The organism is Paenibacillus selenitireducens, from assembly GCF_002021565.1.
Lineage (GTDB): Bacteria > Bacillota > Bacilli > Paenibacillales > Paenibacillaceae > Paenibacillus_K > Paenibacillus_K selenitireducens.
On sequence record NZ_MSZX01000001.1, the window covers coordinates 446869 to 471200 of the forward strand.

22 protein-coding genes are annotated in these 24332 nt (G+C 45.2%); 12 read left to right on the forward strand and 10 right to left on the reverse strand.

What is annotated here, in order from left to right; all coding sequences use genetic code 11:
- Position 1: 1 nt before the first annotated feature.
- The gene (locus BVG16_RS02045) at positions 2 to 1306 is read right to left on the reverse strand and encodes an MFS transporter (protein ID WP_078496862.1); all 1305 of its coding nucleotides are present in this window, start codon (positions 1304 to 1306) and stop codon (positions 2 to 4) included.
- Between the two features lie 159 nt (positions 1307 to 1465).
- Between BVG16_RS02045 and BVG16_RS02050 the strand changes: the two genes are divergently transcribed.
- Positions 1466 to 2017: a TlpA family protein disulfide reductase gene (locus BVG16_RS02050; RefSeq protein WP_078496863.1), complete on the forward strand. Its 552-nt coding sequence runs from the start codon at positions 1466 to 1468 to the stop codon at positions 2015 to 2017.
- 80 nt (positions 2018 to 2097) lie between these two features.
- Here BVG16_RS02050 and cimA read toward each other — a convergent pair whose 3' ends face one another.
- Positions 2098 to 3714 carry a citramalate synthase gene (gene cimA, locus BVG16_RS02055; protein WP_078496864.1) on the reverse strand — a complete coding sequence of 539 codons (1617 nt, stop codon included), beginning with the start codon at positions 3712 to 3714 and terminating at the stop codon, positions 2098 to 2100.
- 199 nt (positions 3715 to 3913) lie between these two features.
- On the opposite strand from cimA, the gene BVG16_RS02060 reads away from it, so the two are divergent.
- The 3 genes from BVG16_RS02060 (at position 3914) to BVG16_RS02070 (ending at position 7104) form a co-directional block, all read left to right on the forward strand.
- Entirely contained in the window at positions 3914 to 5209 is a 1296-nt protein-coding gene (locus BVG16_RS02060) for a DNA polymerase IV (protein WP_078496865.1), read from the forward strand.
- Between the two features lie 110 nt (positions 5210 to 5319).
- Positions 5320 to 5553, forward strand: coding sequence for a ferredoxin (locus tag BVG16_RS02065; protein ID WP_078496866.1), 234 nt, complete (start codon positions 5320 to 5322; stop codon positions 5551 to 5553).
- 144 nt (positions 5554 to 5697) lie between these two features.
- A complete protein-coding gene (locus BVG16_RS02070; protein ID WP_078496867.1) occupies positions 5698 to 7104 on the forward strand; it encodes a L,D-transpeptidase in 1407 nt (468 codons plus the stop codon).
- Positions 7105 to 7119: 15 nt separating this feature from the next.
- On the opposite strand, the gene BVG16_RS33055 is transcribed toward BVG16_RS02070, so the two are convergent.
- Positions 7120 to 7257 carry a hypothetical protein gene (locus tag BVG16_RS33055; protein ID WP_198957401.1) on the reverse strand — a complete coding sequence of 46 codons (138 nt, stop codon included), beginning with the start codon at positions 7255 to 7257 and terminating at the stop codon, positions 7120 to 7122.
- A gap of 178 nt (positions 7258 to 7435) precedes the next feature.
- Between BVG16_RS33055 and BVG16_RS02075 the strand changes: the two genes are divergently transcribed.
- The 4 genes from BVG16_RS02075 to BVG16_RS02090 are packed head-to-tail and all read left to right on the forward strand — an operon-like array spanning position 7436 to position 10446.
- Positions 7436 to 8533 carry a quinone-dependent dihydroorotate dehydrogenase gene (locus tag BVG16_RS02075; RefSeq protein ID WP_198957402.1) on the forward strand — a complete coding sequence of 366 codons (1098 nt, stop codon included), beginning with the start codon at positions 7436 to 7438 and terminating at the stop codon, positions 8531 to 8533.
- Positions 8534 to 8565: 32 nt separating this feature from the next.
- On the forward strand, positions 8566 to 9384 hold the full coding sequence (locus BVG16_RS02080; RefSeq protein ID WP_078496869.1) for a GTP pyrophosphokinase: 819 nt from the start codon (positions 8566 to 8568) through the stop codon (positions 9382 to 9384).
- Complete coding sequence (locus BVG16_RS02085; protein ID WP_078496870.1) at positions 9374 to 9775, forward strand: DUF309 domain-containing protein; 402 nt, start codon at positions 9374 to 9376, stop codon at positions 9773 to 9775. The genes BVG16_RS02080 and BVG16_RS02085 overlap by 11 nt, the downstream gene beginning before the upstream one ends.
- 2 nt (positions 9776 to 9777) lie before the next feature.
- Entirely contained in the window at positions 9778 to 10446 is a 669-nt protein-coding gene (locus tag BVG16_RS02090; protein ID WP_078496871.1) for an alpha/beta fold hydrolase, read from the forward strand.
- An 84-nt stretch (positions 10447 to 10530) separates the two neighbouring features.
- Here BVG16_RS02090 and BVG16_RS02095 read toward each other — a convergent pair whose 3' ends face one another.
- From BVG16_RS02095 to BVG16_RS02115, 5 genes are all read right to left on the reverse strand, one after another.
- Positions 10531 to 11496: an ABC transporter ATP-binding protein gene (locus BVG16_RS02095; RefSeq protein WP_078496872.1), complete on the reverse strand. Its 966-nt coding sequence runs from the start codon at positions 11494 to 11496 to the stop codon at positions 10531 to 10533.
- A complete protein-coding gene (locus BVG16_RS02100; protein WP_078496873.1) occupies positions 11493 to 12482 on the reverse strand; it encodes an ABC transporter ATP-binding protein in 990 nt (329 codons plus the stop codon). Before BVG16_RS02100 ends, BVG16_RS02095 begins: the two co-directional genes overlap by 4 nt.
- Positions 12483 to 12591: 109 nt before the next feature.
- Complete coding sequence (gene opp4C / locus BVG16_RS02105; RefSeq protein WP_078496874.1) at positions 12592 to 13518, reverse strand: oligopeptide ABC transporter permease; 927 nt, start codon at positions 13516 to 13518, stop codon at positions 12592 to 12594.
- Between the two features lie 12 nt (positions 13519 to 13530).
- A complete protein-coding gene (locus tag BVG16_RS02110) occupies positions 13531 to 14493 on the reverse strand; it encodes an ABC transporter permease (RefSeq protein WP_078496875.1) in 963 nt (320 codons plus the stop codon).
- A 66-nt stretch (positions 14494 to 14559) separates the two neighbouring features.
- Positions 14560 to 16338, reverse strand: coding sequence for an ABC transporter substrate-binding protein (locus tag BVG16_RS02115; RefSeq protein WP_408635277.1), 1779 nt, complete (start codon positions 16336 to 16338; stop codon positions 14560 to 14562).
- A 1037-nt stretch (positions 16339 to 17375) separates the two neighbouring features.
- Here BVG16_RS02115 and BVG16_RS02120 point away from each other — a divergent pair.
- Genes BVG16_RS02120 through BVG16_RS02130 form a run of 3 tightly spaced genes read left to right on the forward strand, consistent with a single transcriptional unit; the run spans position 17376 to position 20458 of the window.
- On the forward strand, positions 17376 to 18875 hold the full coding sequence (locus BVG16_RS02120) for an RsmF rRNA methyltransferase first C-terminal domain-containing protein (protein ID WP_078496876.1): 1500 nt from the start codon (positions 17376 to 17378) through the stop codon (positions 18873 to 18875).
- Between the two features lie 4 nt (positions 18876 to 18879).
- Complete coding sequence (locus tag BVG16_RS02125) at positions 18880 to 19620, forward strand: pseudouridine synthase (protein WP_078496877.1); 741 nt, start codon at positions 18880 to 18882, stop codon at positions 19618 to 19620.
- A gap of 37 nt (positions 19621 to 19657) precedes the next feature.
- A complete protein-coding gene (locus tag BVG16_RS02130; RefSeq protein ID WP_078496878.1) occupies positions 19658 to 20458 on the forward strand; it encodes a Cof-type HAD-IIB family hydrolase in 801 nt (266 codons plus the stop codon).
- 98 nt (positions 20459 to 20556) lie between these two features.
- Here BVG16_RS02130 and BVG16_RS02135 read toward each other — a convergent pair whose 3' ends face one another.
- Positions 20557 to 20646 carry a YjcZ family sporulation protein gene (locus BVG16_RS02135; protein WP_078496879.1) on the reverse strand — a complete coding sequence of 30 codons (90 nt, stop codon included), beginning with the start codon at positions 20644 to 20646 and terminating at the stop codon, positions 20557 to 20559.
- A 225-nt stretch (positions 20647 to 20871) separates the two neighbouring features.
- Between BVG16_RS02135 and BVG16_RS02140 the strand changes: the two genes are divergently transcribed.
- Entirely contained in the window at positions 20872 to 21933 is a 1062-nt protein-coding gene (locus BVG16_RS02140; protein WP_144027265.1) for a hypothetical protein, read from the forward strand.
- Between the two features lie 896 nt (positions 21934 to 22829).
- On the opposite strand, the gene BVG16_RS02145 is transcribed toward BVG16_RS02140, so the two are convergent.
- Entirely contained in the window at positions 22830 to 24236 is a 1407-nt protein-coding gene (locus BVG16_RS02145; protein WP_233146863.1) for an RsmB/NOP family class I SAM-dependent RNA methyltransferase, read from the reverse strand.
- Between the last annotated feature and the right edge of the window lie 96 nt (positions 24237 to 24332).

A 24332-nucleotide genomic window follows, 5' to 3' on the forward strand; every position in this document is an offset into this window, starting at 1 on the left:
TTTATTTGACGGTTTTATCCGGTTTGATCAGAAAGAACGAAAGTGCTAATCCCGCTAACGAGAGTGCTGATACGGTAATGAATATGGTTTGGTGCGAAATATCCATCATCCAGCCGAACAGCGGTGGTCCAATAGCAACACCGATAAAACGCAAGCTGTTATACAAAGAAGTTATCATCCCACGTTCCCCTTTATCCACGGCACCTGTGATCATGGTGTTCAGACATGGAAGCAATAACCCCGTTCCAATGCTGCTTAGCGTCAATAAACCAATGAATACATAGATGTTCTGATTGAAAAAGATAGCGCAGGCTAGTGCGACTGTCATGAGTATTAACCCCACGTTTGTGAACCAACGGATCAATACCCCAGATTTCTTAATAATACTCCCTGAAATATAGGATGTAGTGACCATGCCTAAGAGCGGAATGGCTAACACAAGACCTTTGATGACACCGTCAATGTTATAAGGTGCTTTTTCCAAAATATTAGATAAGTAGAACAGAATACCGAAAAGAATGAATAACGCTAACGACCCCACGAAGAACGATGAAATTAACCAACGCCCTTTTTTCTTGAAGATCGTTCCGATCGTGTGAATATATTGCTTCAGCGGCAAGGGATCATTTTGTTTCTTTGGTTCTTTGATGAACCAAATCACCATTACTAAAGCAACGGCACAAAACACGGGAAATGCAAAGAACGCTGCATACCACACAAGGAGTGCCAACAAAGATCCTAATATAGGGCTTACCACTTTTCCTGAACCATTCGAGGCCTCAATCAACCCGAGTGCTTTACTCTCGGTGGCATCCTTGAACAAATCACCGACGAGTGCCATGGCAATAGGTGCTGTTCCAGCCGCTCCAATGCCTTGTAGAGCCCTTGCCGTAATGAGAATAGGATAAGATCCCCATGCTGCAGCAAAGCCTCCTAAGATCCCCGCACCCCCGTATAAGATCAGAGCAGGAACGAGAACCATCTTACGGGTATAACGATCTGCTAAATAACCTGTTACCGGAATGACAATCGCGGATGCAATGGAGAAAATAGAAATGACCAAGCTGCTCTGAAATTTTGAAATATGAAGTTGTTGTTGGAGTTGGGGTAAGATGGGAACGAGCATGGAATTCCCTAGCACCATGACTAACGGCACGCTAGCCAAGGCAATAAAAATCATCATTTGTCCTTTTCCTGCAGCGGTTTCATTGGATGATTTTTTTTGCACAGTTTGGTCGTCGACAGATTCAATATCACTTTCGAACGTAATGGAAAGAAGTTTTTTTGATTTTGTTTTGGTGGACATCCTTCAAAGACCTCTCTTCATGTCATGTAGCGTTACTGTACCCGTTCTGTCCTAGAGACATGCAAAAAAAGATTGGAAAGGTTTGATATATTGCGGAAAAACAGGGTACAATAGAGGAAGAAGCAACCAATTACATAAAAGATAAGAAGGTTATCACCAATGAGACGAAATCTATGGTTATTGGTCATCATTGTCGTATTGGGCGCGATTGCGATCAATCAGAATTTGGGCAAGAAGGAGAGTACTGTCAGTGCAAATGCACAGTCTTTACCTACGGAAGTTGCCCCAATGTTGAACAAATTAGCACCTGCGTTCGAATTGCCGGGCTTAGATGGTAAGTTGTATAAGGTTGGCGGCCAGCGCGACAAGGTGACGATGTTGAATTTCTGGGCTTCCTGGTGTGAACCCTGTCAGATGGAAGCTCCGGATCTGAAACATCTCTCAGAGAAATATAAAGATCAGATGGACATGTACTCCATTAACGTAACGTCGACCGATACGAAAGAGAAGGCAATGGCTTTCGTGGAACAATATCAGCTTACGAATCCGATTCTGTTGGATTTGAAGGGGGATCAGTTTAAGCTCTATAAGGGAATTGCTTATCCGACCAATATTCTAATCGATCGTAATGGAGTCATTCGAGACATTACACTTGGTATTGTGCCAGCGAAGAAAATGGAAGAAAAGATACAGAATATCCTATCGGATTAACATAAAAACCCTCAAGCATTGTCGGCGTACATTGAAGTACAATCGAATGCTTGAGGGTTTTGTGTGTGTCAAAGCAATGATTAGTGGTTTACAAGACCAAGCCGTTGTGTATCGGAAGGGATGTTGTTTGCCACTTTCTTCTGACCGATTAGAGCATACCGGAAGCTATCGATAAGGGCTTCCCAACTGGCTTCAATGACGTTACCCGAGACACCGACAGTGTTCCAATGGTTGTTGAAATCCGTGGACTCAATGAGTACCCGAACCTTCGCTGCCGTAGCATCTTGGTCATCCATTACGCGAACTTTATAATCGGATAGATGCATTTCTTTCAGCGATGGGAAGTGCTGGATCAGTGCTTTCCGCAATGCATTATCCAATGCGTTGACAGGACCGTTGCCTTCCGCAGCTGTATACACGCTCTCATCATCGATTCGGATCTTGACGATGGCTTCAGAAACAACCGGACGGTCGACGCTTTTCTCAACGATCATCTTGAAAGATTCTAACGTAAATAATTCTTTTAATTCTCCGTTGGCCTCACGAAGCAACAACTCTAATGAAGCATCGGCACCTTCGAAGGAATATCCTTGATGTTCAAGGTCTTTGATCCGATTCATGACTTCTTTAGTTAAGGGGTTGTTCGAATCCAAGCTTAATCCAAGATCTTGCGCACGGGATAAGATATTGCTCTGACCTGCCAATTCAGATACGAGGACGCGTTGTTTGTTGCCGACTAACTCAGGAGCAATATGCTCGTAAGTACGTGAATCGCGCAAGATAGCTGAGACGTGGATACCGCCTTTGTGGGCAAAAGCGGCATTTCCTACATATGCTTGGTTCACAGGCATATGTACATTGGCGATTTCACTCACATAACGAGCCACATTCGTAAGCTGCGCTAATTGTTCTTGTTCGATACAATGGTATCCCATTTTTAATTGTAAGGTCGGAATAATGGAGCATAGATTGGCATTCCCGCAACGTTCGCCGTAGCCGTTAATGGTCCCTTGTACTTGTCTTGCCCCTGCTTGAATGGCTGCTAATGTATTAGCGACGGCAAGTTCGCAGTCATTGTGCGTATGGATGCTCAGCTTCGCGTTCAATTCGCGATGTACGGAGGATACGATATCATACACTTCAGTAGGCAGCGTTCCGCCATTGGTATCACACATGGTAATCCAATCGGCCCCTGCTTCCTCTGCACGCTTCAAGACGGCGAGCGCATACTCGGGATTGTTTTTATAACCGTCAAAAAAATGTTCCGCATCAAAAATGACTTCCAAATGATTGCGTTTCAGGAACGCAATCGAATCATAAATCATAGCCATATTCTCTTCAAGGGATGTTTGAAGGGCTGTGTGTACATGGAAATCCCATGATTTACCAACCAAAGTTGCCGCTTTCACACCTGATTCAACAATGCGATTCAAATTCGCATCCTGCTCGACGATCGAATCTTTACGGCGCGTACTGCCAAAAGCGGTAAGTTTTGCACGTAAATTCAAGCTCATTGCTCTTTTGAAAAATTCAATATCTTTGCCGTTGCTGCCCGGATTACCGCCTTCAATATAGTGAACACCGAAAGTGTCGAGTTTCTTAGCGATTTTTAATTTGTCATCAGCAGATAGGCTGATGCCTTCACCTTGCGTTCCATCTCGTAGTGTCGTATCAAAGAGTGAAATAGCCGTAGACATGAGAGGGCCTCCTTTTTTGGAAAGTATGATTTCATTCATCTAGAAGTATAATTTACTTATTATATCACACGAGTTGGTAGAAAGTAGATAGGAATTTCATTTTTTTCTAAGCCTTCAGCTTGACCCTCTAAGGTCGGGAAAGGTATGCTGGATACAGGATGAATGGACTTGAAAAAAGACTGGAAATGCGGTGAGATTCATGGTATCAGAACGGGAGCATTATTACCCCCAGCATGGCCGAGTGATTCTCCATGTGGATATGAATGCTTTTTATTGCTCTGTACATGAGGCAGAAGAGCCGCATCTCTATGCGAATAAGCCGACCGCGGTTGCTGGCAGTATCGAGCTGCGTAAAGGAATTATCGTTACTTGTTCATATGCGGCTCGAAGACTTGGTATTCGTACAGGGATGCAAGTTCGCCAAGCCTTAAAATTATGCCCAACACTGATCATAATACAACCTGATTTCCATTTATATCGGAGATATTCGAACCGATTTATGGCACTTGCCAATACGTATACGCCCCTGGTTGAGGCAACATCGATTGATGAATGTTATATGGATATTACAGGCTCGAAGCAATTCGGAACTCCCCTTGAAATTGCGGAACAAATACAGCAAAAGATCCGGGAACAGTTGTCACTGCCATGCTCTGTGGGGATAGGACCTAATAAGCTGCTCGCCAAGATGGCATCGGATATGAAGAAACCAAACGGAATTACGGTCTTGCGCCGGAGAGATATGCCGAATATTTTGTGGGATCAGCCATGCAACAGTTTGTTCGGTATTGGGGAGAAAACAGCGCAGAAGCTGAAAAAATTGCATATCTATACCATCGGTCAACTCGCTCAAGCGGATGAACATAAACTGATACAATCCTTTGGGATTGTAGGCACATGGCTGAAGCAAGCGGCGAATGGAATCGATACCTCCCCTGTGAATCCAGATGCTGAGCAGAGCAAGTCGATTGGCCATACCACGACGCTTCCCCATGATGTTACGAATCGAAGTGACGCACATCGGGTATTCTTAAACTTGACAGATCAAGTCGCGCGTCGGATGCGGCGGCAGAAGCTGCTCGCGAAGACCATCCAGATTACGATTCGTACGCCGGACATGAAGACCATCACGCGATCGACCACACGGATGACACCCACCGAAAGTGCTGATGAAATCTATCGGGATGCTTGTGCGCTCTATGATCGTCATTGGCCGAGTGATCAACCCGTGCGGCTCTTGGGTGTTGCTCTACAGAATCTCGTGCCGCGCGCCGAAGCTGCCATTCAATTGGATTTGTTCGACTATGAGAAACAGCCGAAGAAAGAGCAACTTAATGTTGCTATGGATCGGTTGCGTGATAAGTTCGGCGAGAATGCCGTTTTGACGGCAGGAATGCTGAGTAATGACCCTTCCGCATTGATCCGAAATCATAGAATTAGAGGGACTTCTCTACAAATGGATTTCCGAAAGACCGATCAGGAAGATATTGAATGAGATTTCTCATAGAAAAAACTGACAAACCGTTTGAATTTACCTTACTTTTGTATTATATTGATGAGTGAGGGTATTAGAAGATTGGACCTATAACAGGAGGGAAATTAGCCGTGGCAAAATTCACTTGGGTTGAAAAAGATACTTGCATCGCTTGTGGCGCATGTGGTGCAACTGCACCAGATATTTACGATTATGATGATGAAGGTTTGGCAGAAGTTATCTACGAGGGAGATAACAACATGGGCGTAACTGAAATTCCAGAAGATTTGTTCGACGATCTTCAAGATGCTGCAGATGGTTGCCCAACAGACTCCATCAAAATCGCGGATACACCGTTTAACTAATTCGTTATTCGTTATCATAGCATCTCACATATGTGATCATAGAACCCTGGTCAATTATGACCGGGGTTTTTTGTTGTCTTTCGATGGTAAAAGGAATAGGCTGAAAAACCGATATATCACCTATCAGCAGAAGGGAGAGTCGGAATGAAAGATATTCTATTTCTTAAAAGATACGTAGAGTCCCATCCTGACAACCGTATGGCTTGGTATTTATTAGGCAAGGAATACGAGGCGACAGAACAGATCGGCAAAGCGAATTATTGCTTCAATCAGGCAGGTGATGTCTATGAAGCATTCGAACATACACAAATTCCAGCGAAATGGATGCTAGAGGCGGTAGAACGGGAGAGAGCATTAATCCAACGACAACGGGAGAAGACGATCAGGAGACGTTGGATCGGTCTAGCATTCCTATTTCTCCTATTGAGCGGGATATCTGGGGCGCCAGAACTGCCGTTGCCTACGCTCAAGCTGCCACAAGCTGGTGAATTCGATGCAACGGCTGAGAGATTACCCGTTATTTATGTTGCAGGCGTTGGGAAGAAAGCACACATGGCTTGGGAGAATGCAATCTCTGCCCATTTAGCGTCACCGCAATCTAATCAACATGCGATCGTCGTGAAGCTGAAGGAAGAACGAAATTGGTTGTTGTGGCAGCATGTACCGAAGATCGCTGGATCGATAAATACACAGATGGATCAGGATCAAGAACCAGGAAATAAGGGATTCACGGTACAAACCTTTGATGGTGCGGCATGTCGTTGTGAGCCCTCGATTCCGACAGCGACGAAGAACACGGTTGCGGATTGGACGGACCAAATGGAAGAAATGCAAGCCTTACGATCGGCAATGTCAGGTTACGAGAAGCTGCATGGCAAACTCCCAGCTGCATTGTCGGACTTAACGGGCTCTTATCCCAATAACGTGATTGCGGGGATCACGCCGAATATGAAGGCATGGTATCCGGCAGTAAAGGAGCTCCTACAGTCAGATAACAAAGCGGAGTCTCTAGATCAAAATATGGATCCGGGTTTCTATCGACAGCAGATCATCGGCGATGTGAAGTCGGCACGAGGTGTGGCTTCAACAGAAGATATGCTTACAGAGCCGTTTAAAATTGTCATCGATAAAAAGAATCATCGACTTGCTGTTGTGTCAGGTCATATCCTATGGCGGAATTATGAAGTAGGTTTGGGCGGCGAGAAGACACCCGAAGGTACATTTACGATCAGTGAAAAGGTGAAGAATCCGAACGGAAAATCAAATGGTGAATTTGGTAGTCGAGGGATGACTTTATCCGATACGTTGTACGCGATCCATGGGACGAATGAACCTTCAAGTATGGGCAAGGACGAATCTCATGGTTGTATCCGAATGAGGCAGCAGGATGTGGAGGAATTATTCGATCTTGTACCTATGGGCACACCGGTGGTTATTAAAAAGGGAGTTTTGCCGGATACGATCGTTCAAGCGGAGCAACCGTTTCAAGTTAGGCCGCTACGCGATCAGAATCAGACAAACCCCCATAAAGTGTATCAATGGTTGAATTAAATAGAAGAGAATCGATTATTTCGTTAAGAGGATCAGAACAACAACCAATACAACAAGCACAACGAATATGGCACTCGTCCAAATGATTCCCTTTTTATTGACGGTTTCTTGTGATTTATGTGTCATTGTCGGCGGTTTTCTTTTTGTAGACATTCTGATTCAACCTCTCTTTATATGAATAGGATATCAATATACTCCTATTGTAATCGTTTTCGAAATGAATATCTAGCGTTTCGTGGATTTGAAGGCGAACAGACTTTCCTTTTTATGCGGAAAAGGCTAAAATATTCGTAGGTCAATTGAAGGACGAATGCAGAACGGAGTGAACAACTTGCTTTATCGAAATATAGTGAAACCATACATGTTTTCTTTAGACCCTGAGAAGGCGCACCATCTGACGATAGGTGGTCTTGAGACGGGAGCTAAAGTTCCAGGGGCGCTAGCGATAATGCGCGGCATGTACGGTGTGCAGGAAACCAAAGATTTGGCGGTCGATTTGTTCGGCCTGCATTTTCCGAATCCGATCGGACTGGCCGCAGGCTTGGATAAGAACGGGGCAGCGATTGAAGGGTTCTCCTCGATCGGCTTTGGATTTATGGAAGTAGGAACGGTAACACCGAAAGGGCAGCCGGGCAACGAACAACCGCGGTTGTTCCGTCTACCTGAGGATGAGGCGCTCATCAATCGAATGGGCTTTAATAATGAAGGTGCGCAAGCGATGAAGGCACGGTTCGCGAAGCTTAAGTCCAGAAGAATTCCCGTTGCTGTGAACATCGGGAAGAATAAAGTAACACCAAACGAGCAAGCGCCAGAAGATTATAAGACATTAATCCGTGAGTTGTATCCGGAAGCGGACTTCTTTGTGGTGAATATCAGTTCACCGAATACGCCTGATTTACGCAATCTGCAGCACGGCAATGAACTCAAGGATCTACTGCAAGAAGTCGTCGAGGAGCGGGATCGTCAAGCGAAGCAAGCCGGCGGTCAACCGAAAGCTGTGCTCGTGAAGATTGCGCCTGACGTCAAAGATGCAGAGCTCGAATATATGATCGCTACGATCGCTGGAAGCCGTGTCTCCGGCATTATTGCTACGAATACGACGATTACTAGAGATACCCTCACGCATCCGAATAAGAAGGAAACGGGAGGCTTAAGCGGCATGCCGCTGCGGGATCGCTCGACCGAAATCATCCGTCAGATCTACAAACAGACGGAAGGAAAGCTGCCGATTATTGGTTCAGGCGGCATATTTACGAGCCAAGACGCGTACGATAAAATTCGCGCAGGTGCGAGCCTCGTGGAAATTTATACGGCACTCATTTATAAGGGACCTGGTATTAATCGCGAATTACATCAAGGTTTAAGGGAATTGTTAAGTCGAGACGGATATTCCCATATTTCCGAAGCAGTGGGTGCTGACCATCGTTAACCTAACAGATATAAAGGACAGGAGGCGTTCTGATGGACGGAAGAGATTGGGGAAAGTTTTTGCTGCCATATGAACAAGCTGTGGAAGAATTAAAAGTAAAATTCAAAACAATGCGTGCGGAGTTGAAGAAACGGGAAGAGTATGCACCTATAGAGTTTGTGACCGGTCGTGTAAAGAAAATTTCCAGCATTCTCGAGAAAGCCAAGCGACTGAATGTGGCGATGGAGGACATCGATACGGGGATTGAAGATATCGCCGGTATTCGGATTATGTGTCAATTTGTCGATGATATTCGCCGCGTAGCGGAGTACATTCGTGAACGTAAAGATTTATCCGTCTTGTTCGAGAAGGACTATATTACGAATTATAAGGAAAGCGGATATCGCAGCTTCCATATGATTATTGAATATCCCGTTCAGACGGCTCTTGGACAAAAAATAGTACTAGCGGAAATTCAAATTCGGACGCTCGCCATGAACTTCTGGGCAACGATTGAACATTCGCTAAATTATAAATATCGTGAAAGTCTTCCAGATGAAATGCGCGTTCGATTGAAGAAAGCAGCTGAGGCAGCTTTTGTGCTGGACAATGAGATGTCAAGTATTCGACAAGAGATTCTCGATGCGCAGATCAGTTTCGAGGAGAACTCGAACGTGACGACCAAAATATTAACGTACATTTCAGAACTGTACTTCCATCATCAGATTCGCGAAGCGATTGAATTTCAGAAGCAATTTAACGAATTATGGCTGAACGAGGACGAAGAAGGAATCAAGAAGCTTTATAAGGACGTAGAAGCAAAGTTCGTGAAGGTTAAGAAAAAGACCGCGGACAGTTCAGATGATATATGATCGATTATATGTACAATTCCTTGTACATTTTAATTGGAGACGAGATTATTACGAGTGTCATGAGGTGATGGAGGAGCTTTGGCTTGAAGAAGGCCGAAATCCTCTATTCCAAGGCTTACTCCAAATTGCTGTGGGCTTGTATCATATGGAGAATGGAAATCGATCGGGTTCTCGTAAATTGCTCACAGCAGGCATCTCGAAGCTCCGTCCCTATCCGGATCAAGTGCTAGGCATAGAGCTGCAGCAGTTGATCATCGAGGCGGAGCAGTATGTTAGACAGTTGGAGTGCTGGGATCAGGCTCCATTCGCATTTTATCATTTAACAATACAAATTATAGACCCAGAGTTACTTAAGGATATGACAGAAGTGGCTAGCAAGATGGAGGAGTAACGGTGAGAACGAAGATATGGATGTTTCCGGGATTAAATATGAAGGCGGAGACGTTTGAGCATGTACAACAATATTTTATGAAACAGCAGTTAAGTACCGAGATGGCTGCTGTATTTTCTTCGTCTGGAAAAGCGGATATCCCTTATGAATTGGAAGGATCGGAAGAGGAAGAGTGGATTTGTATCGGTCATGGTGAAGGCGGGCTTGAAGCCATCCATATGGCTTTACAATACCCAACGAAGGTCAAAGCCATCGTGACGATCTCGTTGAATTTACAACCCTATTCGGTGATCCAGCATTCGATGTTGAAAATTCTAGCGCGCAAGGATGTGAAAATCGGCGGCGGTTTATTGCCGTTCGAACGCAGTTCTAAGGAAGAACTTATGCCTTATTTTAATACATTATCCTTGAAGCCGTCGAAGATGCTCGAATTGGATGCATTTCGTAAAGAGATTAGCATGAAGGTACGCGAGGTTAATCAACCTTGGTTATTCCTGTATGGGGATAAGGAGCTGCCTGTCATTGCCAAAACGCTGCAGCAGATTAAACGTCAAGTCCCTCTCATTCAATCTAATCAGATGCCTCATTGTGGTCACTATTTGCCGTTAGAAGATCCGAAAGGATTGGAGAAACAAATTCGTACCTTTTTGAACCAAGTGTTGGTCTCATAATAGTATGAAGTTGAAAATGCGACAAATAAGAAAAAGCTTTCCATCCGATCATCGGTAGGAAAGCTTTTTTTTGTTGTATCTGATCTATGCGAAATGACAAGCCACAAAATGCTGATTGCCTACATCTCGATACGCAGGCGCTTCTTGCTTACAACGCTCAGAAGCGATAGGGCAGCGTGTATGAAATTTACAGCCGGATGGTGGATTCGCTGGACTCGGAATGTCTCCTTGGAGAACAACTCGATCGCGTTTGATCGTGGGGTCAGGAATCGGTATAGCTGACATGAGTGCTTTTGTGTACGGGTGAAGCGGGTTGCTGAACAGTTCTTTTTTACTGGCCATCTCTACCATCGAACCGAGGTACATCACGCCGACACGGTTGCATAGATGTTCAACCACGCTAAGGTCATGCGAAATAAATAAATAAGTCAATTGTTTTTCTCGTTGCAAGTCACTTAGCAGGTTAATGATTTGCGCTTGAATGGAGACGTCGAGTGCGGATACAGGCTCATCCGCCACAATAAATTCCGGATTCATAATTAAGGCACGTGCAATTCCAATGCGTTGACGCTGACCGCCAGAGAATTCGTGCGGGAAGCGATCGTAATGGTAACTGGCTAGACCGCATATTTGCATCGTCTCGATGACTCGATCTTTCAGATGCTTGCGGTCGCAAAGATTATGATCGAGTAAGGCTTCGCCAATGGCTTCACCCACTTTAATCCGGGGGTTTAGAGAACTAAATGGATCCTGAAATACGATTTGCATTTTAGGACGCAGTTCACGCATTTTCTCCTTAGGCAATGCATGAATATCCCGTCCGTTAAATAGAACTTTGCCATCGGTCTTATCGTTCAACCGCAGCAGCGTTCTCCCGATGGTACTCTTGCCGCATCCCGACTCTCCTACAAGTCCGAAGGATTCACCTCGGTTGATCTGGAACGATATGCCATCGACAGCTTTGACGTTACCTATCGTACGTTGAAAGACACCGCCCGTAATCGGAAAGTATTTCTTTAGGTTCTCAACTTGAACTAAGGCTTCACTCATTGACGTTTCGCCTCCTCTTCATACAACCAGCAGGCTGTTTTATGTTTGGCATTTCCGTGTGTTCGGAGTGGAGGCTGCTTTTGTTTGCAGATGTCCATGCAGAACTGGCATCGATCGTGGAAATGACAATTATCTTCCAATTCGATCGGGTTAGGAACCTGTCCAGGGATGGAGTACAGCCGCTCCTGCTCCTGGTTGATAATAGGTTTGGCTTTTAGCAAGCCTTGGGTATACGGATGTTGTGGATCTTTGAATAGCTCCAGCACCGGAGCTTCTTCAATGATTTTACCTGCATACATGACAACGACGAAGTCGGCCATCTCGGCGACAACACCGAGATCATGGGTTATAAGCATGATGGAGGTGTTAATTTTTTGCTTGATATCACGCATTAAATCCAATATTTGAGCTTGGATGGTGACGTCCAAGGCTGTGGTTGGCTCATCGGCTATTAATAGCTTCGGGTTACAGCTCAGTGCAATGGCAATCATGATCCGCTGGCGCATGCCTCCGCTGAGCTCGTGAGGGTAGGCGTGGAAGATCTCCTCCGCCCTAGGTATGCCTACGAGATTAATGAGCTCAATGGCCTTTTTGCGAGCTTCTTTGCGGTTGAGCAGTAAATGGAGGATCAGCGGTTCTGTAATTTGTTCGCCAATGGTCAGTACCGGGTTGAGGGATGACATGGGTTCCTGGAAGATGATCGAGATGTCATTTCCCCGAATCTGGCTCATTTCTTTTTTGTTTAATTTAAGGATGTCTTTCCCTCCGAACCATATCTCACCGCCGACAATATTACCTGTAGGCGCCTCAATTAACCGCATAAGCGACATTGCCGTTACACTCTTTCCACAGCCGGATTCACCGACGACACAGAGTGTCTCCCCTTCGCGTATCGTAAAGCTGACATCATCGACAGCTTTTACCGTACCGGCGGTTGTACGAAAATGCGTCTTTAAGTTACGGAACTCTACTAAATCTTTTGCCATATCGCATCTCCTATCTTGAAGATATCGGTTTCCGGAGCGGTCTCCGACGTTGTTCAAGGCAGCTTCGCTGCTTATTCTCATCATATCTGCTTTTGAAGTTTATCGATTATTATCTATTCTTCATTTTTGGGTCTAATGCGTCTCGAAGACCGTCGCCAATCAGGTTAATGGCTGTTACGGTAATCAGAATACAAAGGCCTGGTGGAATCCACAACCAAGGTCTTTTGCGAAAATCGATCATGTTATTGGCCGCAGAAATCATATTGCCCCATGAAGGTATAGGGGGCACCACGCCGATACCGAGATAACTAAGTGCTGATTCATAGAGGATGGCACCTGCTACGCCGAGCGTCGCCGAGACGATAATGATCGGTATTACATTCGGCATCAGATGACGGAATATTTTGCGTCGATCACGGAGTCCCAGCGCATCTGTCGCTTGCATGAACTCCATTTCACGAAGGGTAAGGATTTGGCCTCGGACAAGCCGGGCTAATCCGGTCCATCCTAAGACACCGATAATCAACATTAAGAAATAAATCCGGTCACTGGCATCGACTTTCAGATCGGACAGGATGGCTCCTAGAATAATAAGGATCGGTAGGCCAGGCAAAGACATGAAAATATCGGCCGTACGCATAATGAATGTATCTACGCCTTTGCGATAGTATCCAGCTAATGCACCGAGTGTGGCACCAATGACAACGGATATCCCTGTAGCAATCAGACCGACGGTAAGCGATATCCGTCCTGCCAGCATCATCCGCAGCAGAATGTCGCGTCCAAGCTTATCGGTGCCGAGCCAGTGAGCTGCATTGGGCGCTAGATTCTTCACTTCTAAATCATAGTCATTTAATACATATGGTGAGAATAAGGGGCCAATAAAACAAATTAAAAACATGAAGATCAAAATAATAAGTCCCATCAAAGCAAGGCGGTTCCGGGTAAAACGGCGTAAGGCCGCTCTCCAAGGAGAATCCGGTTGCTTCACAGAAACTTTCGTATTTTTTTCTAAGGATGCTACTTCTACGGACAACAGAATCTCCTCCTACTTTAAGCGAATTCTTGGATCTGCAACGCCATACAGCACATCGGAGAGCAGATTCCCGAGCAGTGTCAGCACAGCTAAAAATATCGTGAAGCCTAACATAAATGGATAATCACGTACGCTGATCGATTCCAGATAGACTTGCCCGACGCCCGGCCAAATAAATACCTTCTCGAGAATGATCGCGCCGCTGAACAAAGCGGGAAGTTCAAATCCAAGCAGGGTAATGGCGGGAAGGAGCGCATTGCGCAGTGCATGCTTGAAAATAACCGTACGTTCTTTCAAACCCTTCGCACGAGCGGTCCGAATATAATCCTGACGAATAACTTCCAGCATGCCCGTACGGAAATAACGGGTAAGGCTGCCCGTACTAAGCATCGTTAACACAACGGTTGGCAGGAACATATGGTAAGCGACGTCTTTGATGTGTTCCCATCCTACGGCACCAAGTCCAGCAGTTGTCATCCCTCCAACCGGGAAGATGCCCATATTTATACTGAATATTAAGATAAAAAGTAGTCCAATGAAGAAGGACGGGAGGGACATACACAGAAAGATAAATAACGTGACTAACTTATCGAATAGGGAGTATTGAAATTTAGCTGAGAAGACACCTGCGAATACAGCAATGAGCCAACTTAAGAGCAAGCTGAAGAAAGCAATGACAAATGAATTCCAGACGTAGTTGTTCACAACCTTCGTAACCGGTTGTTTATGCTGTAAGGAATCACCCATATTACCCGTGATCATATTACCGATCCATGTGAAATAACGCTGCACGACAGGTTTATCGAGACCGTATATCTCTCGCAACTGTTCTGCCTTTTCTAATGTCATCGTCGGTGAGTTCTTCGCCGTGATGAAGTCCCCTGGGACCAGAGCGGAAATGGCAAATACTATGATGGAGATACCGATCATCGTCGGGATCAGTTGCAGCAGTCTACGGATTATGTACTGCTTCATATTATTCCTCCTGGATAATAGTGGATATGCCCAGCTCGATTGAGCTGAGCATATGTTGTCATGCTGTTATTCTGTAATTTGTACTTGAGTCAAGCTGTACGTGAAGTTTTTGTATGGTGTAATATCAAATCCCGTAATTCTCGAGTTGATTGCCCACATATCTCTTCTTTGGTATAAGAAGATAACTGGGAGATCCTTGTTTAGTTCTTGATATACTTGTTTGTAAGCTTCCTTGCGACCTTCAATATCAAGTGTTTTCTTACCTTTAAGCATGAGTTCATCCACTTTTTTGTTAGAATAAGCGAGGTTGTTTTGTGCTCCCTTGGTGATGTAGACCGTACTGTCTGGATCAGGTGTTAATCCCCAGGCAGCGAAGAAACTTTCGAATTTACCCGTTTTTCTCTTCTCACTGATCGCGTTAAAATCAAGTGTTTCGGCGGAAATATCGATTCCCAATTCTTTGTAGTTCTTTGTCATGATAGGCAATAAGGATTCAACAACCGGATTATCTGCTGTTGCAGAGAAGTTGATTTTAAATTTTGTTCCATCTTTCTCGCGGATGCCGTCCGCCCCTACTTTCCAACCAGCTTCATCGAGAAGTTGTTTCGCTTTTTCTATATCAAACTCATAGGGTTCAATACCTTCATTCGTGTAGGCCCATGCTTGCTTGGATTCTGGAATATTAATAACATCAGCGAACTTACCATATACGCCTGCTACGATATCTTTACGGTTCAAACCGATTGTCAGGGCTTGACGGACTTTAACATCTTGGAATTTTTTGTCTTTGTGGTTAAATGCGATATAACCGTATCCATTGGTCGGGAAGATATTGACATCAAGGAAGCCCATGCCTTTCAATTCCTCAACGCTATCTTCATTAACGGATACCATATCTACATCGACTTCACCCGTTTGCAACATCGCGAGACGAGTTTCGTCGGCTGTTGTTTTGTAAATTAAGTTTTTAATTTTGGGCGCGCCATTGAAGTAATTCGGGTTCGCTTCCATCACAACTTCTTGTCCTGGGGTGAACTTCTTCACGATATATTTTCCGCTGCCAATAGGTTTATCACTCAGTGCTTTAACTGAATCCAGGTTGCCGAATTTAAAATTCTTACCGTAGTAGGATTCAGGCAGCAACTCAATGGTGCCCAAGTCGACTTTCGTTTGTGCATTTACTTCAGTGACTGTGACTTCAACGGTATTATCGTCGATAATCTTCACGCCGGAAATATCCTTCGCTTTACCGTCATGGTATTCTTGGCCGCCTTTAATTTTGTCAGCAAGAATATCAGATTCACCGTCATATTGAGGATCATGAAGAACTTTTAAGGCGAACAAGTAGTCTTTTACCGTTACCGGTGTTCCATCACTGTATTTCACACCTGGTTTCAAGTGATATGTATATTTGAGGCCGTCTTCAGATACATCGATCTTTTCAGCTAAGCTCTCAGCATATGTACCATCGCCTTGAACTGCCAAGAAGCTGTCGAATACCGTCTCAACGACATATTTATCATAAGCCGTGGACCAGAACAATGGACTGAATGTTCCTTTTGGTGCAGTCATACCTATAATTAGTGTATCTTTGCGATTTTTGGCTAGTGCTGGGTTAAGGGATTTGTCAGAAGCTGGGAAGAGTCCGTCATTCTTCGTATCATCTGCAGGAGCAGGAGTAGGAGCAGGAGCTGGATCTGCAGGTTTGTCCTTATTGGTATCCGTAGTTGTCGCTGGCGGGTTTTCCTTCACGGGTTCAGCTGCCTTGTCACCACCGGAACACGCCGCTAGGATCGTCATCATAAACAAAAGAATCACCATCATACCTGATAACTTTTTACTCAAATCAATTCCCCCTTAAAATAGATGTAATTCATTGCAATTCAGTGTGACATTTGAAACATTACTCGAATTTGTCTGGAAAATCCTTCATGTACCACCTGCCTTTATGAGATTTTATATTTTACTAGATACTCGAAGTTCTGAACCGCATTCTCCATATCGAGATGATCGTTAGATATGCTGAACGATGAGATCTAAAATAAAGCCATAATTCTGAACTTACTTTAGGAGAGGTTGATCGTCTTACGATATATACTATGCCGCACTAAAGCTTTACTACACAGCAGACCGTTGGTCAATTACGTTTAAAAAAATAATCTACGAAAGGAGTAGGAATCAACTCATGTAGATGAATTAATGTAATAATATATAACATATTTAAAAAATACAACTTAAAATTTGGGTTAATTATACAAAAGTAAATAAAATATAAGTATTTTATGTAAAATTAACTACCATAGATGACGGGATATCATGAAAAATGGATATAAAAATCCAATTAACGTTACTTAATTTAACATTCATTTTGATTCGTTATTATTGGCTATTCATCTGATGTAGTCATGAAGGAGGATGCTAAATAAAAACATAGGGTTTGAAAGATTCATGAAGTGTAAAACTAAAAATGAAGTGAATTCATGGTGAGGGGTTTCAAGGCAATCTGATGTTGACGATGATGTGTGGGATGTAACCAAGAAAATCGGCTTATGACAGGGTCTCCTAGATTATATGCGTATTACCAATGTCAGCGTTTACAAATTCTTGTTGTATGATTTGGATCATTAATGCGGTGGATAACCTAGTTTATGTCTCTCGAGGATGTAATAGTATTGGAAAAATTTCCATCAATACCATTAAATATGAAGGTTTTACTTAGATATTAACGTTAGTTTATAATAATTCGATTGAAATCGTCAATAGGAAAGCTTAAAGAGAAATTTTGCGTTTCAACTCTGAAGCTAAAATGATATCCTAAGATGTAGAATCTCTTTCTTTTGCAAGGGATTTTCTTATTTTTAATACAGTAAGGATGATTAACAATGGGTTATGCTCTGCCGCAAGATTTTGTCGCAAAAATGGAACGATTATTGGGTGAAGAGTACGAAAGGTTCATGCAATCGTATGATGCAGCTCGTTTTTACGGGATTCGTGTGAACACGTTAAAAATAGCTGTGGAATCATTTGAACATATTTCTCCCTTCTCGTTACGTAAGATTCCATGGGCGCAAGAAGGATTCTATGTCCATGAGGAAGCACGCCCGGGAAAACATCCCTATTACCATGCAGGGCTTTATTATATTCAAGAACCAAGCGCCATGGCGCCTGTGGAATTGCTTGATATTCAACAAGATGATCGCGTGCTGGATTTGTGTGCGGCGCCTGGTGGGAAATCCACACAGATTGCGGCCAAGTTAGCAGGGACAGGCTTGTTGGTGACCAATGATAATCATCCTGACCGGACGAAAGCCCTTGCTAAAAATATTGAGTTATATGGTGTGCGTAATGCGGTGGTCTTAAATGCGGTACCCGAAGAGATTGCACGAACGTTTGCGAACTATTTTGACAAAATATTAATTGATGCGCCTTGTTCTGGAGAAGGAATGTTCCGAAAAGATGAGGATATGGCCAAGCAGTGGGCGAAGCATTCTGTAGAGAAATGCGTTCTTATGCAGCGGGACATTCTGCGTACGGCAGCCCGTTTACTGGCACCTGGGGGGCGCATTGTTTATTCGACCTGCACGTTCTCACCGGAAGAGAACGAGGCGATGATCGCAGAGTTTCTGGAACAGGATTCGAGATTTCACATTGTTCCGATTGGTGAAGATCATGGATTTGCGAAAGGTCAGGGCGAATGGATTCGGACGCTTACGGATGAAGCGGGTAAATCTTTTGAAGAAACGACGATCCAAGCTGTCAACGGGACAGGCAGATTGTGGCCTCATCGTCTAGAAGGAGAAGGACATTTCCTAGCGGTCCTACAGCATGATGGAACTCTAGCTAGCCGCGATGAATCACTAGAGGATACGTCTGGACGGAAGAAGAAAGAAGTTCGCGGCAGTAAAGCTTCTGCACAGGACCAGAAAACAAAGCTTACTTCAGATGAACAGGAGCTCGTACAGCAATTTATGCAAGATCATTTGATAACGGCATTGTCCGGTGAAGCGGTTCGTTATGGACAACATGTCTATATGTCACCCGTTGAGCGTGAACGTCTAGATGGGTTGAAGGTTGTAAGGCCTGGTTTTTTCATCGGGACCTTGAAGAAGAATCGATTCGAACCTGCACATCCGTTAGCGACAGCCTTGCGTCCCGAAGAGGTGACAAGGTGGATCCATTTATCTTCATCAGACGATGAAATTATCCGTTATTTACGTGGTGAGACATTGACCTTGCCAGAAGATCGAGTTCAACGAGGGAATGAATCCGTTCCCGCTAAAGGCTATGCATTAATATGTGTGGACGGTTACTCGGTTGGTTGGGGGAAATGGCTCGACGGTATGCTTAAAAATGAATATCCAGCAGGATGGAGGTGGACATAATCCAATGAAGAAGACGATGCGTCTAGATAAAGTGCTTAGCCATATGGGACTGGGCACGCGAAGTGAAATCAAGAAGTGGGCCAAGCAAGGAATCATTACTGTGAACGACCATGTGGTCAAAGATAGCGGATTACAAGTTCATCCGGAGGAAGATCGGATTATGCTTGGCGAAGAACGGGTACAATACCGGGAATTTATCTACATTATGATGAATAAGCCGGCAGGCGTCATCTCAGCGACAGAGGATCGTAATGATCGCACGGTGATTGATTTGCTTGAGGAAGAGGATCGTGTCTTTGAACCCTTCCCTGTAGGGCGGTTGGATAAGGATACGGTGGGACTTTTGCTGCTGACCAATGATGGAAAGTTATCGCATGAGTTGTTATCTCCGCGGAAGCATGTTCCCAAAACGTATTTTGCCCGTGTACTGGGTGATGTAACAGCTTCGGATGTGACGGCATTTGAAGCAGGGGTTACGCTGGATGACGGTTATCAGACCAAACCCGCTCATTTAGAAATCCTGGAGCAGGACCGCAGTGGTGAAGATGTTATTTCAAGCATTCAACTGACGATCATGGAAGGGAAATTCCATCAGGTGAAGCGCATGTTCGAGGCCGTAGGGAAAAAGGTCATGCATCTGCAACGGATTTCGATGGGAACTTTAACGTTAGACGACTCCCTTCAAGAAGGGCATTATCGAGAGCTTACCGATGAAGAGCTAGCCGGGTTGAAGCAAGATAAATAGATAAAAAAAGGAATACGGGATAGATAGGAGTGTTGTTATGAATCGCTTTCAAATGATTGCGTTAGATGTGGATGGTACGCTGCTTACCGATGATCATACGCTGCTGCCTCAAACCAAGAAAACCATTCAAACGGTAGCAAAGCAGGGGGCTGAAATTGTATTGTGTACAGGCAGAAGTCCAAGCAGCACGATTCCTTTAATGGAATTGTTGGAGCTTGAAGGGACTGTCATTACGCATAATGGAAGTGTAACGGTCGATACCCAAAGCCGTGAAGTCATTCACCAATTCGTGATCAATCCAGCTCAGTTGGCTCCTTATAAAGAATACTGCCGAGATCATGGCTATCATTTTGACCTGAATACGGCTTTTCATTTATATGTAGAGGATGCTGGCATCCTTACAGAAGAAGTGCTCGAGATGTACGGGAAATTCTATATTGAACCGCTCGTTCTTCCGAAAGAGGGCGAGATTCTGAATGAAATCGTAAAAATGACCGTTGCCGGTACGAAGGAAGAAATGGATGTCCTGGAAGCGGCATGGGGAACCTGGACGCACGAACTAACGATCATACGCAGCGGGGATTATTTCATAGATATTATGAACCCGGAAGCATCCAAAGGGAACGCTCTAAAAACCTTGGCCTATCGTCGCGGCATCGATGTTAGCCGTGTGATGGCGCTTGGCAACTACTATAACGATATTACGATGCTGCAATTTGCTGGAATTGGGATTGCCATGGAGAATTCACCCATAGAAGTAAAAGCGGCTGCGGATGACGTTGCGCCTAGCAATAACGAGGGCGGCGTTCATTTCGCACTTGAGAAATATTGTCTGTAATTTGCAGGAATGCCTCTGGCGCCTGTCAGGAAAGAACCGCACTCCATGAGGAGCGCGGTTTTTTATTTGCTTGTTCTGGTTATTGTTCATCAGTCCACTTAGATAAAAGCACAAGAAACAATAACTAACAAAATAAATAGAACGAGAATGGATGCAGTGGATGTACCGAAGCCTTCAAAACCGCCCATTTATGAATTCCTCCTTTGTGCTTGCGATTCACCGAAGGATGATTCGGGGGTGGGTTGATATCACCTCTTCGGATAATTCTATAGTATGTAGCCGCTTTTTATAAGATTGGACGTATAACCATGGACAATGCAATTGGGCGATCGCATACATTGTTAACGTTTGGGAATGCTAGGTGAATATGGTTACTAATCTCAGCGAAAAGGGAGTTAAAGAGGATGGATCTTATGCTTCGACCTGATCTTAAAACAGCTGGTGGCGAAGTTCACGATATTGTATTGAATCATCGATATGTTGGAACGCTCTCACTCGTCTATCGCGAAGGTGAGCGTGTAAGCGGTTCTGTTCAATTGGAGCAAGACTCCTTGTCACTTGAAGATAAGCCGGATGTCATAGCATTTGTAACACAGTACATTCAAGGGCTTACAGGGGCTTTATCTGCATCCAAATGCGATGTATTTGTCTCGTATAGCTCGTTCGATACGATTGTATCTACGAGTGAAGAAATTGAAGAGCAAGTAGATGTACATGAGTGGTTCCCAGAGGATGTGGAAGAGGAAGATACATGGGATGGACTCAGTGATGATGAAGATGAAGAAGATGATGATGAACTTGTGAACCTGAATGAGATCGAACCGGACGATTCCTTACGGCTTGACTTAATTAGCGCAGGTCGATATGTGTCTGTATACGATGTGTATGATGTAGAGGAAGAGCTCGTTGCTGTATCGATCATGAAACAATATGGGGCAGATGTGACAGGTGAGGTTCGCTGGGATCGGCTGCCTGCAGAAGAAGAGTTAGATCGACTTACCGCATTGCTTGTAGGAGATTTAGATAATCTGTTGATGGATACGATTACGATTGAGATGAAATTGGGCGATCTCACCTTGGAAACGATTGAATTAACGCATGAAGATGTATTGTCAGAACCGAAAGATGTGGAGTTGTTCGTAGATCCTTCCCTCACGGGGAGCACGCAAGGGACCTATCAAGGGGGATATTACATGGAAGCGGTTCGTGACGATGTAGATGTTCTCAGCTATGCGGTATACCATGAGCGTACGGGAGCGGTGCCGGTTGGTGTTGCAACCGTGGATATCAGTAATTCTGAACTTACGGGTTTTATCGATTTAGAAATTCCAGGTTCGACGCAGGATCGTGCAGAAATGGCGACGCTCCTCATGCGGGAGTTGGATAAGGTGCTCGATTATGACAGTTTGAATTTAACCATGATGTTCCGCAATGAAATGATTGATGAGATCCAATTTGAGAACGAACTCCAATAAGGTAAAGGAGAGCCCTGTCGATGCAATGAGAGTTGTGCATCGACAGGGCTTTATTTGCGTTTGTTGGAGAAGAGTGGGATGGTGTGATGTGGGTTAGGTGGTAGGTGGTAAGTGGTAAGTAATAAGTGCTAAGAGCTAAGTGCAAAGTGTAAAGAGTAAAGAGCAAAGAGCAAAGAGCAAAGTGCTAAGAGCTAAGTGCTAAGTGCAAAGTGCAAAGTGCAAAGAGTAAAGAGCAAAGAGCAAAGAGCAAAGTGCTAAGAGCTAAGTGCTAAGTGCAAAGAGCAAAGAGCAAAGAGCAAAGAGCTAAGAGCTAAGTGCTAAGTGCAAAGTGCAAAGAGCAAAGAGCAAAGAGCTAAGGGCTAAGAGCTAAGTGCAAAGTGCAAAGTGATAAGAGCTAAGAGCTAAGAGCTAAGTACTAGGTGCTAAGGGTTATCGGATGAATCACAAGGTATATTGGATTATTGCACTAACTTTAGCGTCTAGGCACGTTATTCGTATTCTATATTGGAGAAATCCAATACGTGAATAGGGCCGAAATGAATTTTTCGGCCCCTTTATACTGCATGAAAATCCAATATTTATTGTGTGAATAGGGTCAAAATGAGTTTTTAGCCCCTCTATACTGCATGAATCCAATATAGAGGGTGATAGAAGCTGTATTTCTTACTCTATACTGGAGAAATCCAATATATATTGCGTGAATAAGGCCGAAGTGTACTTTGAGGCCCCTCTATACTGCATGAAATCCAATATAGAAGGTGAAAGAAGCTGTATTTCGTGCACTATATTGGATTTATCCAATTTACGTGGCGTGGATAGGGCTGGAATGTGCTTATAGCCCCTCTACACAACATGAACTCCAATTTAGAATGGATGTGTTTGCTATCTAATACTGATCAAGGCTGCCGCAAGCCTTTAGGATAGTGGTTCTTGAGTTGTCCGCCGCTTGTCTTGCCCCAGCCTAGCGGCAGACCATCGACGGTGACGAGCGCCCAGCCCTTGTCATCTGGGGAGACGCGGAGAGTCTCCCCGCGAAGATACGCGGCGATCTCCGGCGCTTCGGGCGCGAAGTCATAGACGAGCCGCGCCCATTCGGGTTTGACGGCGAGCGCAAGCGCATGCGCGGGCTCGATGCGGTTCTTGCGGATCGTGCCGAGGTGCAGCCCGGCACGGGGGATTCGCAGGCCGCTGAGCTGTGCGGCCGTCAGGGAGCTGCCGCCCGCTTGCGGCAGCTCGTACAGCGATTCTCCGAAGAGAAGCGCTTCGCCCTTGCCCGGCGTGAAGCCGGGCAGTTCCTCGCGTGCCCACGCGAGGAACAAGTCCATGCCCGCCGCTACGCTGGCGGCGGGCTGGCCCTTGCCGCGCTGCGCGCGCTCCGCCTTGCGGCGGTCGCGTGGGCGCGGCGCTTCGCCCGCGGCTAGCGCCGCGCGGGCGTCCACCCCATCGCCGTGCGCTTTGCGCAGCACGGCGACAAAATGGCCCTCACCGCGGTGCTCGTGAGGCCAAATCCGCTCCGTTCGCAGCAGCGCGAACTCCGGAAAAGCCGCGAGCAGCCGGTCAATCGTCTGCTCATTCTCCAACGTGTTGAAAGTACACGTGGAGTAAGCGAGCGTGCCGCCCGGCTTCAACATCGTGACGGCCTGCTCCAGGATGTCCCATTGCCGTGTGGCGCACATGATGACGTGATCCTCCGACCATTCGCTAACCGCATCGGGATCCTTGCGGAACATGCCTTCGCCGGAACACGGGGCATCGAGCATGATCCGGTCGAAGTAGACGGGGAAGCGCGCCGCAAGCTCATCCGGCGTTGCGTTCGTCACGAGCGCATTGGTGACGCCCATGCGTTCTATATTTTCGGCTAGAATTTTCGCACGCTGCGGGTGGATTTCGTTCGCGATAAGCAAGCCTTGACCCTGCATTTTGCCAGCAATATGTGTCGATTTCCCGCCAGGCGCACCTGCTAAGTCCAAGATGACTTCACCGGGCTTCGGGTCGAGCAACTCAACGGCTGACATCGCAGAGGGCTCTTGGATATAGTACATACCGGCTGTGTGATAGGGATGTTTCCCTGGACGCTGATCTTCGTTATAGTAGAAGCCCGTCTCGCACCAAGGCACAGGCTCTAACTGAAATCGTGTCTTTAACTCCGCCGTAAGCAAAGAATCTACAGTTGATTTCAAAGGATTGATTCGCAATCCTTGCGTCCGAGGTTCTTCATAGGAACGCAAGAAACGCTCCGCGTTGTCAGCGAGGAGCGTGTTTATTTGTTGAATGTAGGCTTGAGGTAAATAAGGTGTTCTCACGGGTAAATACTCCTTTTTCGAGGTTGTTCTTGTATCAAAATAAGATCGCGAAGCCATTCAGAATGTGAACGCGACTTTCATGATGTTGAAAAGCCC